Raw genomic sequence first — 15,379 nt, 5'->3', positions numbered from 1 at the left:
CTCGCGCGTTCAACGCGTCGGTCGCGGAAGCCGAACCGAGCGACCGCCCCGGCCGGCCGCCCGAACCTTCCCCATCTTCCGTTAGAATCAAACCCGCACGCGACACAGAAGGGTGTATGAGCGCCGAACAGCAGGAGCGGGCCGTCCGGTGTCTGGTCGCGAAGGTCGGGCTCGACGGCCACGACCGGGGCGCACACGTGATCGCGCGGGCGTTCCGCGACGCCGGCTTCGAGGTCGTCTACTCCGGGCTCCACCGGGCGCCGGAGGACATCGTCCAGGCGGCGGTGCAGGAGGACGTCGACGTGCTCGGGATCTCGATCCTCTCGGGCGCGCACAACACGCTCGTCCCGAAGGTGATCGAGGGGCTGAAGGAGTACGACGCGTTCGACGACACCCTCGTGCTCGTCGGGGGAATCATCCCGGACGAGGACGAGGACGAGCTGAAGGAGCTGGGCGTCGCCGAGGTGTTCGGCCCCGGGACGCCGATGGAGGAGACGATCGAGTTCATCCGGAACAACGTCCCGGAGCGCGCGTAGATGGCCGGGTCGGACGCACCCGCGTTCGCGGACGCGCCGACGCTCTCCGACGACGACGCCGCGCTCGTCGAGGACCTCCTCTCGGGGAGCCACCGCGCGCTCGCCCGCGTCATCACCAAGATCGAGAACCGCACGCCGGGGTACCGCGCGATCGTCTCCGCGCTCCACGAGCACACCGGCGGCGCGGACGTGATCGGGATCACGGGCTCGCCGGGCGCCGGGAAGTCGACGCTGGTCGACAAGCTCGCCGCCGCCTACCGCGACCGCGGCGACACCGTGGGCGTGATCGCGGTCGACCCCTCCTCGCCGTACACCGGCGGGGCCGTCCTCGGCGACCGGATCCGGATGGGGTCGAACGTCGGCGACATGGACGTGTTCTTTCGGTCGATGAGCGCGCGCGGCCAGCTCGGCGGCCTCTCGACGGCGACCGCGGACGCGGTGAAGGCGCTCGACGCCTTCGGGAAGGACGTCGTGGTCTTAGAGACCGTCGGCGCCGGACAGAACGAGGTCGACGTGGTCCGCACCGCCGACACGGTCGCGGTGTTGGTCCAGCCCGGCTCCGGCGACGACGTCCAGACGCTGAAGGCCGGCATCCTCGAGATCGGCGACGTGTTCGTCGTCAACAAGGCGGACATGGACGGCGCACAGCGGACGGTCGCCGAACTGGAGGAGATGGTCCACCGCCGCGAGGGCGGGACCACCGGCCGCGGCGCCGGCCACCACGGCGCGGCCTCGATGGCCTCGACCGGCGCGGGCGGCTCCGCGGCGGGGCACGGCGACGGCCACCACGACGGCGGCCACCACGATGGCGGCAACCACGGCGACGGCCACCACGCCAGCGATCACGCGGGCGGTTCCGGACACGGCGAATCCGACGCGCGCGCCGGCGACTCCGACGACTCGTGGACGCCGGACGTGTTAGAGACCGTCGCGAACAGCGGCGAGGGGGTCGAGGCGCTGATCGAGGCGTTCGACGCGCACGCGGCGTACCTCCGGGAGTCCGGCGAGATCGAGACGACCGAGCGGCGCCGGTACGCCGCGGAGATCCGCACGCTCGTGCGGGCCGACGTAGGGGCGCTCGCGACCGCCGAGATCGAGCGGCACGGCGGGATCGATCGCCTCGCGGAGCGGGTCCGCGACCGCGAGACGGACCCGTACGCGGTCGCGGAGGCGATCGTCGGCCCGATAGCCGACTGCGTCGACGAGGAGCGCGCCGACGACGACGAGCGCGACGACTGACGCCCGGGCCTGTTCGCGGTCGCGCGGACCGCGGCCGCGACCGCGTCCCACGGGTATAAGTCGCCAGCGAACCAACAGGTTTCCATGAAGCTCAGAAACCTCCTCGGCGGTGCCGTCCTCGGCACCGGCGCGCTCGCCGCGATCAACACCGGCCTCCGGTACGAGGGCGAGTTGGAGTCCCCGCTCGACGGCGACGACCGCACCTTCCGCTGGCGCGGGATGGACGTCGCCTACACCGAGGCGGGCGACCCGGACGACCCCGACCTCCTCCTGCTGCACGGGATCAACGCCGCCGGCTCCTCCGGGGAGTGGCGCGCGGTGTTCGACGACCTGGCCGCCGACTATCACGTCGTCGCGCCCGACTTCCCGGGCTACGGCCGCTCGGACCGCCCGCCGCTCCGGTACTCGGCGGCGCTGTACGAGGACTTCGTCCACGACTTCCTCGCGGAGTTCGACGAGCCGGCCGTCGTCGCCTCCTCGTTGTCGGCGGCGTACGCGGTCGCGGCGGTCGACGACGGCGCGGAGGGCGGCGTCGAACTGAGCGGGTTCGTCGCCGTCTGTCCGACGGCGACCGCCGGGCCGAGTCCGGCGAAGGGGTGGCTGCGAGAGCTGTTCCGCGCGCCGCTCGTCGGGCAGGCGCTGTTCAACGGCATCACGTCGAAGCCGGCGATCCGCTACTTCAACGCCGACCACGGCTACGACGACCCCGCGAACCCGAGCGCGGAGTGGACCGACTACGAGTGGCGCACGACCCACGTCGAGAACGCGCGCTTCGCGCCCGCCTCGTTCATCTCGGGGACGCTCAACAGCGAGATCGACCTCGCCGCCGCGCTCGGTGACCTCGACGTGCCCCCGACGATCGTCTGGGGCCGCGAGGCGACGGTGAGCCCGCTCACCGACGGCCGCGAGCTGGCGGACGCCGCGGACGCGCGCCTCGTCGTCTTCGACCGCGCGCGGCTGCTCCCGCACGTCGAACACCCCGAACGCTTCGTCGAGACGGTCGAGGAGGCGCTCGTCGCGGCCGCGGCGGCGTAGCTCGGCTGGCCGGTCGGCCGACGCTCTTCGGTCGCCGCCGACCCCGGTTCTCAGCGCTGAGCATCGGGCGAACACCAATAAGTACGCCGTCCGCCGAAGGCGCGTATGACGAACGAGACGTTTCGCGTGCTGTGCGTCGACGACGAGCCCGGACTCGCGCGGCTCGTCGCGACCCACCTCGAACGCGACGCCGACCTCGACTGCGAGGCCGCGGTCGAGACCCACCCCGGCGACGCGCTCCGCCGGATCGAGCGCGAGTCGTTCGACTGCGTCGTCAGCGACTACGACATGCCCCGCCTGACCGGCGTGGAACTGCTCTCGGCCGCCCGCGAGGTCGACCCGGACCTCCCGTTCCTCCTGTTTTCCGCGACCGGCCCGGCCGACATCGCGGCCGAGATGGTCCGCGCGGGCGTCAGCGATTACGTCTCGAAGCGCGGCGGCGCGGACGGCTACACGGCGCTGTTGCGGCGCGTCAAGCGGACCGCAGCCGGCGAGAACGGGCGCTTCGGGGCTCGGGACGCCGACGACCTGACCGAGGCGGACGTGGCGCTCGACGGGGTCTGTACCGTGGCGCCCGACGGGACCTTCGAGTTCGTCGGCGAGGAGTACGGCGCGTTGTACGGCTACGCCCCCGAGGAGCTGGAGGGAGAGCCGTGGCAGCGGCTCCATCCCGAGACCGAGGTCGAACACATCGAGACGAACATCATCCCGGCCGTGACCGACGGCGAGCGGTGGACGGGGGCGAGCACGGGGCTCCGGGCGGACGGCAGCCGGTTCGCCGAGTCGAAGATGGTGAGCGCGACGGCGGACGACCGGCTGGTCATCTCGGTGTCGCCGCTCGACGCCGTCCGAGAAGTCGCCGACGACTGAACGGGCGCGAACCGCAGGACCCCGCCCGCCTCACTCGTCGCGGCGCACGTACAGCGTCTTCTCGCAGGCCGCGTGGACTTCTCCCTCGTCGTCGACCAGCGAGACGAGGTACTCGCGGTCGGTCGATTCCCCCGGCCCGAGCGTCTCGCGGATCGCCTCGGTCTCGGCGGTCGGCACCTCGAACTCGGCGTACAGCGTGTCGCGGCCGGGTTCGATGAACTCCAGCGCGGCCGACTTGTCCCATACCGTGAACGCGTCGCCGAGGACCCGCCGCAGCATCATCATGTACACCGGGTCGATCGCGGCGTAGATGCTGCCGCCGAAGATCGTCCCGACCGCGTTGCGGGTGCGCCAGTTCAGCGGCAGTCGAATTCGAATGTAGCGCCAGTCGGCCGCGATGTGGTCGACGCGCGCGCCCGTGCCCCGGTACGCGGGGAGGAGGTTGAACCCGAGTCGCCAGAGCCGCGTCCGGCGGCTCTCCGCCGGCGGGTCCTCGCGCAGGGGTCGCGGGTCGGGGTCGCGGTCGACCCCGGTCGGGGAATCGCTCACGCAGATTCAGGACGCCCCGCCGTCAAACCGGTGTCGGAACCGGCGACAACCGACCGGGGGTTGTCGCTCTCGAACGCTCGTTTATATTAACCTCGTGGCGCGTGCCTGCGAGGCCGCGGAGCGGCCGAGCAGCACCGCGCGAGGGAGTCGGTGGTCCGGAGCGAAGCGGAGGACCACCGACGAGGCTGGGGAGGCGTGAGGCTGCGGTCGCGGAGCGGGGCGGGACTCAAAGGGGCGGCCGCGAGGACGAAGCACGGCGATGTAAGGACCACAAAGAGCGAGCGAAGCGAGCGACTGAGGACCGCAGCGAGCCGCGCGAGTCCTCGCGGCTGGGGCTTTGGAGGTGTTGTCTGCCGATCTGCCAGCAATAATTTATAGGCGAGCGGCTGAGGCTTCGGAGGTGTTGTCTGCCGACCTGCCAGCAATAACTTATAAGTAAGCGGCTGGTTCTTCGACCGCGTTCGCCGTCGATCCGCCAGCAACCGTTTATTTATAAATCGCCGTCGCTTCGGGAGCGTTCGAATCGCCGTCGCTTCCACTCACCTCCGACACTCCCCTCACGTAGGCGGCCCGAAACCCGTATCCCCGCGCGAGCGCAACCCGACACCGATGGAGTGCGACAAGTGCGGGAGCGACGCGATCCACCACGCCGCCTACTCCGGGGCGCACCTCTGCGGCGAGCACCTCCGGCGGTCGGTCGAGAAGCGCGTGAAGCGTCGGGTCCGCGAGGACGGCCTCCTCGACCCCGACGCGACGCCCGACGACCCCGACCGCTGGGTGATCGGACTCTCCGGCGGGAAAGACAGCGTCGCCCTGACGCGGATCCTCGACGACGTGTTCGGGAAGGACCCCCGCGTGGAGATGCTCGCCTTAACGATCCACGAGGGGATCGAGGGGTACCGCGACGCCAGCGTCGACGCCTGCGTCGAGCTGGCCGACGAGCTCTCCCTGCGCCACGAGCTCGTCTCCTACGAGGAGGAGTTCGACGTGCGGATGGACGACGTCGTCGAGGATGACCCGGAGGACATGGCCGCCTGCGCGTACTGCGGCGTGTTCCGCCGCGACCTCTTGGAGAACTACGCCGCCGAGTTCGACGCCGACAAGCTGCTTACCGGTCACAACCTCGACGACGAGGCGCAGACCGCGATGATGAACTTCCTGGAGGGCGACGTCCGGCAGGTCGCGAAACACTTCGACGCCTCGCTCGGCCCGTTCGACGAGCGCGAGGCCACCGACGCGTTCGTCCCGCGCGCCAAGCCGCTCCGCGACGTGCCCGAAAAGGAGATCGCCCTGTACTGTCACGTCCGCGACCTCCCGACCCACATGGCCGAGTGCCCCCACGCCGAGGAGGCGTACCGCGGCGAGATCCAGTCGACGATCCACGAACTCGAAGAAAACCACCCCGGCGCGCGCCACTCGATCATGGCCGGCTACGAGGAGCTGTCCGCGCTCGCGGCCGACGCCTACCGCGGGGGCGACGGAGACGACGCCGGCGACGAAGACGACGGCGAGGGCTCCGCCCTCCGCGAGTGCGAGCGCTGCGGCTCGAAGACGAGCCGGGACGTCTGTCGGAAGTGCCGCCTGCTCGACTCGATCGAGGCGGCGACGTAACCGGGGCGTCGCTCACGCGTCGTCGACGCGACCGATGAGGTCGAGCTGGTGGGTGAGGTAGACGAGCTCCCCGGAATCGACCTGCCGCCGGCGAATTTCGAGCCACGCGTCGAGGTCGGCGGCGGAGAGAGCGCTCGTCTCACCCCCACCGGCGATCACCTCGCCGACCGCGGCCTCGACGGTGTCGAGGATGTGTCGGAGGAAGAACGCCTCGTCGCCCGGATAGCCGGCCTCCCCGTCGGCGGGACGCGCGATCCAGTCGGAGCCGGCGACCCCGAGGAGCGTCGAGCCGTCCGCCTCGCGAAGGCGCGCGAGCGCGGCGCCGCCGGCGCGGCTGTTCCCGCCCGGCTTCTCGTCCATGTGCCGGTGGTAGAGCCGCTCGATCGCCCGGTCGTCGGGATGTGCCGGGCGGAACCGGGTCCCGCCGTCGAAGGTGATCGGGAAGTAGTAGGTCCCGCCGGGCGCCAGCGCGTCGAGCAGTTGGTCGAGCCGGTCGAGCCCGAGTACGTCCAGTAGCGCCATCCCGATCAGCGCGTCGGACTCGCCGGCGTGCTCCGCGGCGTACGCGACCCCGTCGGCCGCGACCGGCTCGACCCTGACCGTGCGCGCGTCGGTCTCGACGACGAGCGCGTCCGCCTCGCTCCCGCCCGCCCTCTCGCTCCCGCCCGCCGCCTCACTCCCACCTGCCGCCTCGCTCTCGCCTGCCGCCTCACTCCCACCTGCCGCCTCGCTCTCGCCTGCCGCCTCAGTCACGGAGGCGGGCGCCTCCCGGTCGTCCGCCCACTCTCGGAGGAAGGGACCCAGCCCGGCGAGCGCGTCCGGGTCGCGGTCGACCGCGACGTACCGGGTCTCGCCGGGCGGGAGCACCTCCCAGTCGATCAGCCGAGCGACCATCGTCCCGACGCCGGTCCCGACCTCGAAGACGCGCAGGCGGCCGTCGCGCGCCGCGCGGTCCGCGAGCCGCTCTCGGAGGATCCCGAGGAGCCGCCGGTCGAGCGCCCGGTCGTCGACGCTCCGCTTCGCCCGGAGGTAGCGCCGGAAGGCCTCGGCGTCGGCGGCGAGGGCGTCGCCGTCCGCGGAACCGCCGTCGCCGCCCGCGGCGTCGTCGGTCCCCGTCACGTCGTCACCTCCGCCTCGGCCGCGTCGACGGCGTCGGACGCGTCGGCGACGTCGGCGAGGAGCCCGCGGACGCGGGCCGTCGTCTCCTCCCAGCTCGGGTGGCGCTCGTACCGCCGCCTCGCGGCGCGACCCATCTCGGCGAGCCGGTCGGGGTCGGTCGCGAACCCGTCGAGCGCCCGGGCGACGGCGGCCGGGTCGTCCGGGTCGACGAGGACGCCCGTCTCGCCGTCGGCGACCGTCTCGCTCGCGCCGCCCGCCCGCGAGGCGATCGCCGGCAGGCCGAAGCTCATCCCCTCCAGGTAGACGATCCCGAACCCCTCGTACCGGGAGGGGACGGCGAGGACGTGGCTCGCGCGGAGCGCGTCGGCCAGCTCGGCGTCCGACAGCCGGCCGGCGAAGCGCACGCGGTCGCCGAGCCCCCGCTCCCGGACCAGTCGCCGCACGTCGGTGACGTGAGACTCGTCGACCGCCCGGCCGACGACCGTGAGGTCGACGGCGGCGTCGGCGCGGGCGACCCCCTCGACGAGCGTGTCGAGCCCCTTCCGCGGCTCGACGTTGCCGACGAACGCGACGCGGAGCGGCTCGGGGTCGGGCCCGCCGAGCGACGCGGCCCGCGCCGCGATCGCGTCGCCGTCGATCGCGGGGTCGAACCGGTCGCCGGCGGGCGGCGCGACGACGGTCGCTTCGGGACCGACGCCGAGTGCGGCGACGGCGTCGCGGGTCGCAGCGCTGTTGCAGACGACGCCGTCGACGGTCGCGAGGTACCGGCGCTCGACGGCGCGGTACAGCGGCGAGAGCCGGCGCGGCTCGCTCGCGCGCAGGTGGTGGACGACGCTCACGACCGGGTACGGCAGGTCCCGGTTGGCGAGGAAAAGCGAGGGGTGCGCGAGCTCGTCTTGGAGCATCACGTCGACGTCGACGCGGAGGCGGTCGCGGACCCCCGGGAGCGCGTTGTCCAGCAGCCCGCGCGGGTACGCCCGCCACGGGAGCTCGACGACCTCGACGGCGTCGCCGGCCGCGCGGAGCCCCTCGACGAGCTTCCGGTCGTAGCGGAACCCGCCCGACCGCTCGTCGAGACTGCCGTACAGCGCGAGCCCAACCTTCATACCGGCGCGTCGTACGTCGCGGCGGCCGCGTCGTCCTCCCAGACCGTCACGGCCAGCTCGCTCACCGCGTCGTCGGTCACCGCGTCGCTCACGCGCTCGAAGACGACGCGAGCGAAGCGCTCGACGCTGGGGTTGTACCCCTCGAACTCGGGCAGATCGTTGAGAAGCTCGTCGCGGTAGCGGTCCGCGAGGTCGCCGAGCGCCGCCTCGGCGTCGTCGATGTCGACGAGGTAGTCGTGCTCGTTCAGCTCGGGGCCGCGGAAGGTCAGCTCCACCTCGAAGTGGTGGGAGTGCGGGACGCTCTCCGGCCCCTCGTCGACGACCGTGAGGTAGTGCTGGGCCACGAAGTCCGTCAGCACCGTCGTCGCGTACATGAACCGAACCAGGGACGCGAGCAACCTAAATCCGGAGGGCGGCGGAAGGACGTTCGACGCGTCACGGTATCTGTAATCGGACGCGAGCGCCGACAACGGCCATTTATAAATAACCGAGCGCGCGCAGCCGGTCCCGGTCCGTCTCGCCCTCGCCGCCGTGGACCCGCGACACCGGTAGCGGCTCGGGCGGCGTCAGGGTCGGCTCGCGCGCGCCCTCGTCCGCGCCGTCGACCGTCGCCCACGGCACCTTGAGCAGCGCGGGGACTGGCGTGTGCATCGGGTGGCCGTACAGCCCCCACTCGCCGAAGAGATTGCCGTGGTCGGCGGTGACCGCGATCCGCCCGTCGACGTTCGCCGCGAGGGACTCGACCTCGCCGAGGACGTGTCGGAGGTTCGCCTCGTACGCCGTCCAGACGCGCTCCACCGAGACCTCGCCGCGCCGGAGCAGCACCCACGGGTTCCCCGCGTTGCTGTGGCTCCCGGTCCGCGCCAGCCCGTCGTCGCCGTCGAGCGGGTCCGGGACGAACGGGTGGTGCGGCTGCATGTAGTGGACGACGAGCCGGTCGGGGTCGCGCTCGCGGGCGAGCGAGATCGCCCGGTCGGTCACGGCCGCTGCCGGCACGGTTCCCGCCTCCCCGTCCCACGCGTACTTCCACACCTCGTCGAGCGCGGCGAACGCGTCGGCGTCGAGGTAGCGGTCGGTCCACGTGTTCCCGGTCACCATCGCGGTCCGCGCCGTCTCGGGGCGACCGAGGAAGGTGTTCTCCAGCCACTCCGAGGAGGAGCTCCCGACCGACCGGACCGTCTCGACCGCACCGAGGAACCCGAAGTCGGGCGCGACCGAGCGCAGCAGGTCGGCCCGACAGGCGTCGAGGACGACGAGGACGTCCCACTCGCGGTCGAAGGCGTTCGTCCCGTAGTCGAGCCGCCGACCGATCGCCTGCAGGCCGCGCAGGTAGGCGGTCCCGAGGCGGCCCATGCCCGGCTCCGTCACGACCGCGAGTTCGGCGCGAGGCGACTAAACCGCTCCGGCGGGATCGCCTCTGTCGCCCCCGACGACCCGACGCCGTCGGGACACCTATACGTCTCGCCGCCCCGGTACGACCGTGAACTGCCTGTTCGTGGGGGCCGGAGCGATCGCGCCGGAGTACGCCGCCGGCCTGTCGGAGAGTTCGCTGTCGCTGGCCGGCGTCGTCGACCTCGACGCCGACCGCGCCGCGTCGCTCGCCGACGCCCGCGGCTGCCCGTCGTTCGCCGACCTGGAGACCGCGATGGAGCGCGTCGACGCGCCGCTCGTGGTGAACCTGACGAGCCACGCCGCCCACGCGGCGGTGACGCGGACTGCGCTCGAAGCCGACCGCCACGTCTACTCGCAGAAGCCGCTGGCGCTCGCTGCCGACGAGGCGCGGTCGCTGGTGGCGCTCGCCCGCGACCGCGGGCTCGCCCTCGGCTGCGCGCCCGGGACGCCGCGAGCGCCCTCGCAGCGCCGCGCGGGCCGACTCCTCGCCGACGGCCGACTCGGGCCGGTTGGGCTGGGGTACGCCCACGCCCACGTCGGTCGCGTGAGCGACTGGCACGACCGGCCCGACTCCTTCCTCGAGATCGGGCCGCTGTACGACGGGGCGGTGTACCCGCTCGCGCTGCTGGTGTCGTGGTTCGGGCCGGTCGAGCGCGTCCGTGTCGCCGACACCCTCGACGTCTGGCCCGCGCGGGAGGACCGGCGGCCGTCGACGCCGAGCCACGTCGAGGCGACGCTGGCGTTCGCGGCGGGGCCGACCGTCAGACTCACCGCCAGCTTCTACGCGCCCCACCGGAGCCGGGAGTTCTACGGACTGGAACTCCACGGCGACGACGGCTCGCTGTACCTGAAGGGGACCGGCGCGATGGGCGACGACCGCGACGCCGTCCGGTTCGGCCGCGTCGGCCGGGAGTACGTGAGCGCGCCCCCGGACGCGCCCGAGGAGCCCTACGAGTACGTCGAGGCGGTCGAGCGCCTCGCCGCGTCGGTCGAGGCCGGGTCGCCCTCGCGGGCGGGGGGACGACGGGGCGCCCACGTCGTCGCCGTCTGCAACGCGATCGAGGCGGCCGCCGAGGGCGACGGCCCGGTCGCTGTCGACGACTGCGGCGCGACCGCCGACCCGCCGCCGGCGCCGGCGGTGCGGCCGGAGAAGCAGATTGGAGGCGAGACCGATGCGGGCGCCGCCGCGCTCCGGCTCCCCGCCGTCGGCTTCGGCTGCTCCCGCTACCGCGACGGGGAGTACGTCGAGCGCGCCGACTCGATCGAGACCGCGCTCGACGCCGGCTACCGCCTCTTCGACTCCGCCGAGCTGTACGGCAACGAACACCGGATCGGGGAGCTGCTCGCCGCGCCGGGCGCGCCCGACCGCGAGCGCGTGTTCCTCCTCGGGAAGGCGTGGCGCACGAACCACCGCCGCGAGCACCTGCTCGACGCCTGTGCGGGCAGCCGAGAGGAGCTCGGGATCGACGCGTTCGACTGCTACGCGCTCCACTGGCCCTCGGCGCTCGAACACCGGGGCGAGCTCCGTCGCCTCGCCGAGAAGCCGGTCGAGCGGCAGGAGGCGCTCACCTTCCCCGCGGACGCCGACGGCGAGCTCGCGGCCGACGACGTGTCCCTCGCGACCGCGTGGGAGAACTTGGAGGCCGTTCACGACAGGGGGTGGGCGCGGACGCTCGGGATCTGTAACGTCTCGCGGGCGCAGTTGGAGACGGTGCTGGAGGCGGGGGCGGTCGACCCGGCGCTCGTGCAGGTGGAGCGACACCCCTACCGGCCCCGGAACGATCTGGTCGACTTCTGTCACGAGCGCGGGATCCGAGTGGTCGCGCACTCGCCGCTGTCGGCGCCCGGCCTCCTCGACGAGCCCGTCCTGAACGCGATCGGGACGGAGCGGGGGCTCTCGCCGGCCGAGGTCGTGATCGCGTGGAACGTCTCGCGGGGGGTCGTCCCGATCCCGTCGAGCACCGCCGAGTCGCACGTCGTCTCGAACCTGGCGGCCGGGAGCGAGCGGCTGACCGCCGACGAGATCGCGCGCGTCGACGCCCTTCGCGACCCCGACCTCGAGCGGTGAGACGGTCGGCGCAGAGCGGCCACCCGCGGTTCGGGCGGTATTTCTATGTGAGTGAAGTCCGTGCGTGAGGTATGGCAACGACCGAATCACGAGGGCCGGCGATAGATGTCGGGTCGCTGAGCGGCCTCCACTGGGTAGGCATCGCCGCTGCGCTGATCACCGCCGCCGTCCACATCCGCCTCGGCGTCGGGGGGCTCCCGCTGCCGCTTCGGATCAGCTTCCTTCTCGCCGGGTTCGGCTTCCTCGGAGCGGTCGTGCTGGTGTTGCTCGACTACCGCCGCCGGGCGGTGTACGCCGTCGGGATCCCCTTCACGCTCGTCCAGATCGTCTTGTGGTACGTCTTCAACTTCGCGGGCGGGGGGAAGTCGTTCCCGGCCGACGTCGGGACGCTCGGCGCCGTCGACAAGGTCGCACAGGTCGTGTTGATAGCCGTCCTGGTCCTCCTACTGCGCCGGTAGCCGTGTCGGCCCGGAAGCGCAGACCGCGACGCGAGCCCGCGGTCGCGGGCACCGCCGCCGGAGGTGACGGGTAGATGGCCGGCGCGCGCCGGCGGCGCTCCCTCCGCGTCGGGATCGGCGTCGGGCTCCCGCTCGTCGCCGCGGTCGCGCTCGCCGCGCTCCTCTTTCGGCTGTTCCCGGCGGATGCGGCGGGAAGGTGGGGGCTCTCCCCCGCCGTCGTCGCGGGCGGCTGCTGGGCCGGACAGCTCTGGTACGTCGGCTTCCGGCTCGACCCGGAGCGGCTGGCCGGGCGGTTCTGGCGGCGGCTGTTCGGGCTGGCGAACGCGATCACGATCGCCCGAGGGGCGCTGTACGCCGTCGTCGCCGGGTTCGCGGTCGTCCCGTCGGGGACGTCGCTCGCGTGGGCGCCGGCGCTGTGTTACGGGACGGGCGTCGCCCTCGACAGGCTCGACGGGATCCTCGCCCGGACGGTGGGCCGGGAGACCGAGATCGGCCGCCGGCTCGACATGGCGTTCGACACCTTCGGATTCGTCGCCGCGCCGCTGGTGGCGGTGCTGTGGGGGCTGCTGCCGGTCTGGTACCTCTCGATCTCCGCCGCGCGCTACGTGTTCCGCGGCGCCGTGTGGCTGCGCCGCGTCCGCGGGCTCCCCGTCGGCGACCTCCCCGACAGCGACCTCGGGAAGTACCTCGCGGGCGTCCAGATGGTCTTCGTGACGCTCGCGCTCGTCCCGCCGGTCCCGACGGAACTCGTGTGGACCGTCGCGCCCGTCGTCCTCCTCCCGTCGCTGGCGGTGTTTACGCGCGACTACCTCTACGTCAGCGGGCACCTCTCCGACCGCCGCTGACCGCGGCGGCCGTTCACGAATACTCGAGGATTACCTGAACCTGTCTCTTATACACATCTCTGAGCGGNCCTCTCCGACCGCCGCTGACCGCGGCGGCCGTTCACGAATACTCGAGGATTACCTGAACCGTCTCGTCGGTCGCCGAGTCGAGCAGCTCGTACGCCTCCGCCGCGCGCTCGAAGGGGATCCGGTGGGTGATCAGCTCGTCGGCGGGGATCCGGTCGAGCCGTTCGAGCGCCGCGTCCATGCGTCGGTCGCGGTCCCAGCGCCCCCGGAGTTCGGGGCTGATCGTCGACACCTGACTGGAGACGATGTCGATGCGGTCCCGGTGGAACCGCCCGCCGAGCCCGATCGGCTCGCGTTTGGTGCCGTACCACGACCCGACGACGATCCGCGCGTCGTAGCCGACGACGCCGAGCGCGTCGTCGAGCGCGCTCGGCTGGCCGGAGAGCTCGACCGCGAGGTCGGCGTCGTCGAGGGCGGCGTCCGAACCGCCGCCGCCGGCGCCGCCGTCGAGAGCCGCCGGCGTCGTCGTCCGGTCGGCGCCGAACGCCGCCGCGAGGGCCCGACGACGCTCGACCGGGTCGACCACGACGAGCGACTCCAGCGGGAACGCGGCCAGCAGCCGGGTGACGCAGAGCCCGATCACGCCGGCGCCGAACACCACGACCCGCTCTCCGAGCCGAGGGGCGGCGTCGAGGACGATGTTCGTCGCGGTCTCGACCGAGGGGAGGAGCGATCCGACGGCCGGCGCCGTCCCCGGCGGGAGCGCGACCACCGAGTCGGGGGTGGTTCGGAAGTTCGTCTGGTGGGGGACGAACGAGAACACGGACCGACCGACCCAGTCCGGGTCGACGTCCGCGCCGACCTCGCTGACGACCCCGCTCGCGGCGTACCCGTACTGGAGCGGGTACGAGAGGTCGCCGTCGAGCGCGTCGAGCGTCTCGTCGGCCGGGAGACCGTCGGGCGTCTGGTCGCGGTACACGAGCAGCTCCGTCCCGGCGCTTATCGCCGACGCCCGGGTGTCGACGAGCAGTTCGTCTGCGTCCGGCGGGCCGACCGACGCCTCCCGAACCTCGACGGTCTCCGGACCCGTGAAGTAGAGCGCCGCGTCGGTCATCGTGTCGTCGCGAATCTGGCTCGACCGCGGACGGCGACGGAGCGACGCCGCGTCCCCCGGCTCGGCTGGTGACGTGACACGTAACCCCACACGGACCGTGTGATGTTAAGTCCTCGCGCCGTGCGCGGGTTCGAACAGTATCGACGGAAAACGGAATCGAAAACGAACCGCAGCGGCCTCCGTCGCGAGACGCTCAGCGGATGACGTCGAGCCCGTTGTTCTTCTCGATCGGGTCGCTCCCGCCGTCGGACTCCCAGCCGCGGTCGGTGCCGCCGGAGACCGCGGGCTCGCCTCGCTCGCCCGCGGCGCCCGGGCCCTCGTTCGCGTCGGCCGCTCGCGAGCGCGAGTCGCCGAGGTCGTCGGCGTCGACCGCCGCGCGGGACTTGTCGGCCTGCTTCTGGGTGGAGGGACCGAGCACCTGCGCGCTCTGGACGCCCGTCATGATCGCCATGACGCGCACCTTCCCCTTGTACTCCTCCTGGATGCGGGCGCCCCAGATCACGTTGGCGCTCGCCTCAAGCCGCTCGGTGATGTTGTTCGCGATCCCCTCGGCCTCCTTCAGCGTGAGGTCCGGGCCGCCCGTGATGTGGACGAGCCCGCCCGAGGCGCCGCGGTAGTCGACGTCGAGCAGCGGGTGGTTCATCGCGTCGTTGACCACCTCTTGGGTCTTGTTCTTGTCCTGCGTCTCGCCGACGAGCATGACCGCGACGCCGCCCTGGTTCATGATCGTCGACATGTCCGCGTAGTCGAGGTTGATCAGGCTCGGCTGGGTGATCGTCTCCGAGATCCCCTTCACCGTCTCCGCGATGATCTGGTCCATCACGGAGAACGCCTTCCCGATCGGCAGGTTCGGGACGTAGTCGAGCAGCCGGTTGTTGTCGAGGACGATGATCGAGTCGGCCTCGTTGCGGAGGTCTTCGAGGCCCTCCTCGGCCTTCACCGTGCGGGCGCGCTCGACGTTGAACGGCGTCGAGACCATCCCGACGACGATGGCGCCCTGCTCTTTGGCGATCTTCGAGACGACCGGCGCCGCGCCGGTGCCCGTGCCGCCGCCCATACCGGCGGTGACGAAGACGAGGTCGGCGTCGCCGAGCACCTCCTTGATCGTGCCCTGGGCCATCTCGGTGGCGCGCTCGCCCATCTTGGGGTCGCCGCCGGCGCCGAGCCCCTGCGTGAGCGACTTGCCCACGAGGATCTTGGTGTCGGCCTCGATCATCTTGAGGTGCTGTTTGTCCGTGTTGATGGCGACGGTGTCGGCGCCGTCGACGCCGATGTTGTAGAGCCGGTTGACCGTGTTGTTCCCGGCGCCGCCGGCACCGACGATGACGATCCGGGGGTCCCCGAACTCGTCGTCGCCCATGTCGACGTCGTCCATGTCGCGCTTCTCCGCCTCCGCGTTGTCGAGGGCGTCCTGAACGAGATCTTGCATCA

General features: G+C 72.3%; 15 protein-coding genes. 8 read left to right on the top strand and 7 right to left on the bottom strand.

Going from position 1 to position 15,379, the window contains the following annotated elements; translation table 11 throughout:
* Positions 1-116: 116 nt before the first annotated feature.
* From C470_RS06285 to C470_RS06270, 4 genes are all read left to right on the top strand, one after another.
* Positions 117-536, top strand: a complete 420-nt coding sequence (locus tag C470_RS06285; protein ID WP_004595202.1) for a cobalamin B12-binding domain-containing protein — start codon at positions 117-119, stop codon at positions 534-536.
* Complete coding sequence (gene meaB / locus C470_RS06280) at positions 537-1,775, top strand: methylmalonyl Co-A mutase-associated GTPase MeaB (RefSeq protein WP_008366008.1); 1,239 nt, start codon at positions 537-539, stop codon at positions 1,773-1,775.
* 84 nt (positions 1,776-1,859) lie between these two features.
* A complete protein-coding gene (locus C470_RS06275) occupies positions 1,860-2,810 on the top strand; it encodes an alpha/beta fold hydrolase (protein WP_008366007.1) in 951 nt (316 codons plus the stop codon).
* A gap of 105 nt (positions 2,811-2,915) precedes the next feature.
* The gene (locus tag C470_RS06270) at positions 2,916-3,680 is read left to right on the top strand and encodes a response regulator (protein WP_008366005.1); all 765 of its coding nucleotides are present in this window, start codon (positions 2,916-2,918) and stop codon (positions 3,678-3,680) included.
* 30 nt (positions 3,681-3,710) lie between these two features.
* Here the strand turns inward: C470_RS06270 and C470_RS06265 are convergent, their stop codons facing one another.
* The gene (locus C470_RS06265) at positions 3,711-4,229 is read right to left on the bottom strand and encodes a DUF4442 domain-containing protein (RefSeq protein ID WP_008366004.1); all 519 of its coding nucleotides are present in this window, start codon (positions 4,227-4,229) and stop codon (positions 3,711-3,713) included.
* A 609-nt stretch (positions 4,230-4,838) separates the two neighbouring features.
* Here C470_RS06265 and ncsA point away from each other — a divergent pair.
* Positions 4,839-5,840 (top strand): tRNA 2-thiolation protein NcsA, encoded by a 1,002-nt coding sequence (ncsA, locus tag C470_RS06260; RefSeq protein ID WP_008366002.1) that lies wholly within the window; start codon positions 4,839-4,841, stop codon positions 5,838-5,840.
* A gap of 12 nt (positions 5,841-5,852) precedes the next feature.
* Here the strand turns inward: ncsA and C470_RS06255 are convergent, their stop codons facing one another.
* From C470_RS06255 to C470_RS06240, 4 genes are all read right to left on the bottom strand, one after another.
* Positions 5,853-6,959 carry a hypothetical protein gene (locus C470_RS06255; RefSeq protein WP_008366000.1) on the bottom strand — a complete coding sequence of 369 codons (1,107 nt, stop codon included), beginning with the start codon at positions 6,957-6,959 and terminating at the stop codon, positions 5,853-5,855.
* A complete protein-coding gene (locus C470_RS06250) occupies positions 6,956-8,065 on the bottom strand; it encodes a glycosyltransferase family 4 protein (RefSeq protein ID WP_008365999.1) in 1,110 nt (369 codons plus the stop codon). The genes C470_RS06255 and C470_RS06250 overlap by 4 nt, the downstream gene beginning before the upstream one ends.
* The gene (locus C470_RS06245; RefSeq protein ID WP_007994708.1) at positions 8,062-8,439 is read right to left on the bottom strand and encodes a 6-pyruvoyl trahydropterin synthase family protein; all 378 of its coding nucleotides are present in this window, start codon (positions 8,437-8,439) and stop codon (positions 8,062-8,064) included. The genes C470_RS06250 and C470_RS06245 overlap by 4 nt, the downstream gene beginning before the upstream one ends.
* Positions 8,440-8,542: 103 nt before the next feature.
* Positions 8,543-9,418 (bottom strand): hypothetical protein, encoded by an 876-nt coding sequence (locus C470_RS06240; protein WP_008365997.1) that lies wholly within the window; start codon positions 9,416-9,418, stop codon positions 8,543-8,545.
* Between the two features lie 127 nt (positions 9,419-9,545).
* Between C470_RS06240 and C470_RS06235 the strand changes: the two genes are divergently transcribed.
* From C470_RS06235 to C470_RS06225, 3 genes are all read left to right on the top strand, one after another.
* Entirely contained in the window at positions 9,546-11,525 is a 1,980-nt protein-coding gene (locus C470_RS06235) for an aldo/keto reductase (RefSeq protein ID WP_008365995.1), read from the top strand.
* Between the two features lie 71 nt (positions 11,526-11,596).
* Complete coding sequence (locus C470_RS06230; RefSeq protein WP_004595191.1) at positions 11,597-11,983, top strand: DUF7475 family protein; 387 nt, start codon at positions 11,597-11,599, stop codon at positions 11,981-11,983.
* A gap of 74 nt (positions 11,984-12,057) precedes the next feature.
* The gene (locus C470_RS06225; protein WP_008365992.1) at positions 12,058-12,828 is read left to right on the top strand and encodes a CDP-alcohol phosphatidyltransferase family protein; all 771 of its coding nucleotides are present in this window, start codon (positions 12,058-12,060) and stop codon (positions 12,826-12,828) included.
* A gap of 100 nt (positions 12,829-12,928) precedes the next feature.
* On the opposite strand, the gene C470_RS06220 is transcribed toward C470_RS06225, so the two are convergent.
* Both C470_RS06220 and ftsZ read right to left on the bottom strand, forming a co-directional pair.
* Positions 12,929-13,948, bottom strand: coding sequence for a zinc-dependent alcohol dehydrogenase (locus tag C470_RS06220; RefSeq protein WP_008365991.1), 1,020 nt, complete (start codon positions 13,946-13,948; stop codon positions 12,929-12,931).
* A 193-nt stretch (positions 13,949-14,141) separates the two neighbouring features.
* A complete protein-coding gene (gene ftsZ, locus C470_RS06215; RefSeq protein ID WP_004595188.1) occupies positions 14,142-15,377 on the bottom strand; it encodes a cell division protein FtsZ in 1,236 nt (411 codons plus the stop codon).
* Between the last annotated feature and the right edge of the window lie 2 nt (positions 15,378-15,379).

The sequence above is a fragment of the Halorubrum distributum JCM 13561 genome, assembly GCF_000337395.1.
Classification (GTDB): Archaea; Halobacteriota; Halobacteria; order Halobacteriales; family Haloferacaceae; genus Halorubrum; species Halorubrum distributum.
This window is presented reverse-complemented; position numbering and strand designations above follow the sequence as displayed.

Excerpts from the sequence above, each read along its gene's own strand:
- C470_RS06285 (WP_004595202.1), top strand. The coding sequence starts at position 117 with ATGAGCGCCGAACAGCAGGAGCGGGCCGTCCGGTGTCTGGTCGCGAAG.
- meaB (WP_008366008.1), top strand. The coding sequence starts at position 537 with ATGGCCGGGTCGGACGCACCCGCGTTCGCGGACGCGCCGACGCTCTCC.
- C470_RS06275 (WP_008366007.1), top strand. The coding sequence starts at position 1,860 with ATGAAGCTCAGAAACCTCCTCGGCGGTGCCGTCCTCGGCACCGGCGCG.
- C470_RS06270 (WP_008366005.1), top strand. The coding sequence starts at position 2,916 with ATGACGAACGAGACGTTTCGCGTGCTGTGCGTCGACGACGAGCCCGGA.
- ncsA (WP_008366002.1), top strand. The coding sequence starts at position 4,839 with ATGGAGTGCGACAAGTGCGGGAGCGACGCGATCCACCACGCCGCCTAC.
- C470_RS06250 (WP_008365999.1), bottom strand. The coding sequence starts at position 8,065 with ATGAAGGTTGGGCTCGCGCTGTACGGCAGTCTCGACGAGCGGTCGGGC.
- C470_RS06245 (WP_007994708.1), bottom strand. The coding sequence starts at position 8,439 with ATGTACGCGACGACGGTGCTGACGGACTTCGTGGCCCAGCACTACCTC.
- C470_RS06240 (WP_008365997.1), bottom strand. The coding sequence starts at position 9,418 with ATGGGCCGCCTCGGGACCGCCTACCTGCGCGGCCTGCAGGCGATCGGT.
- C470_RS06230 (WP_004595191.1), top strand. The coding sequence starts at position 11,597 with ATGGCAACGACCGAATCACGAGGGCCGGCGATAGATGTCGGGTCGCTG.
- C470_RS06225 (WP_008365992.1), top strand. The coding sequence starts at position 12,058 with ATGGCCGGCGCGCGCCGGCGGCGCTCCCTCCGCGTCGGGATCGGCGTC.
- C470_RS06220 (WP_008365991.1), bottom strand. The coding sequence starts at position 13,948 with ATGACCGACGCGGCGCTCTACTTCACGGGTCCGGAGACCGTCGAGGTT.
- ftsZ (WP_004595188.1), bottom strand. The coding sequence starts at position 15,377 with ATGCAAGATCTCGTTCAGGACGCCCTCGACAACGCGGAGGCGGAGAAG.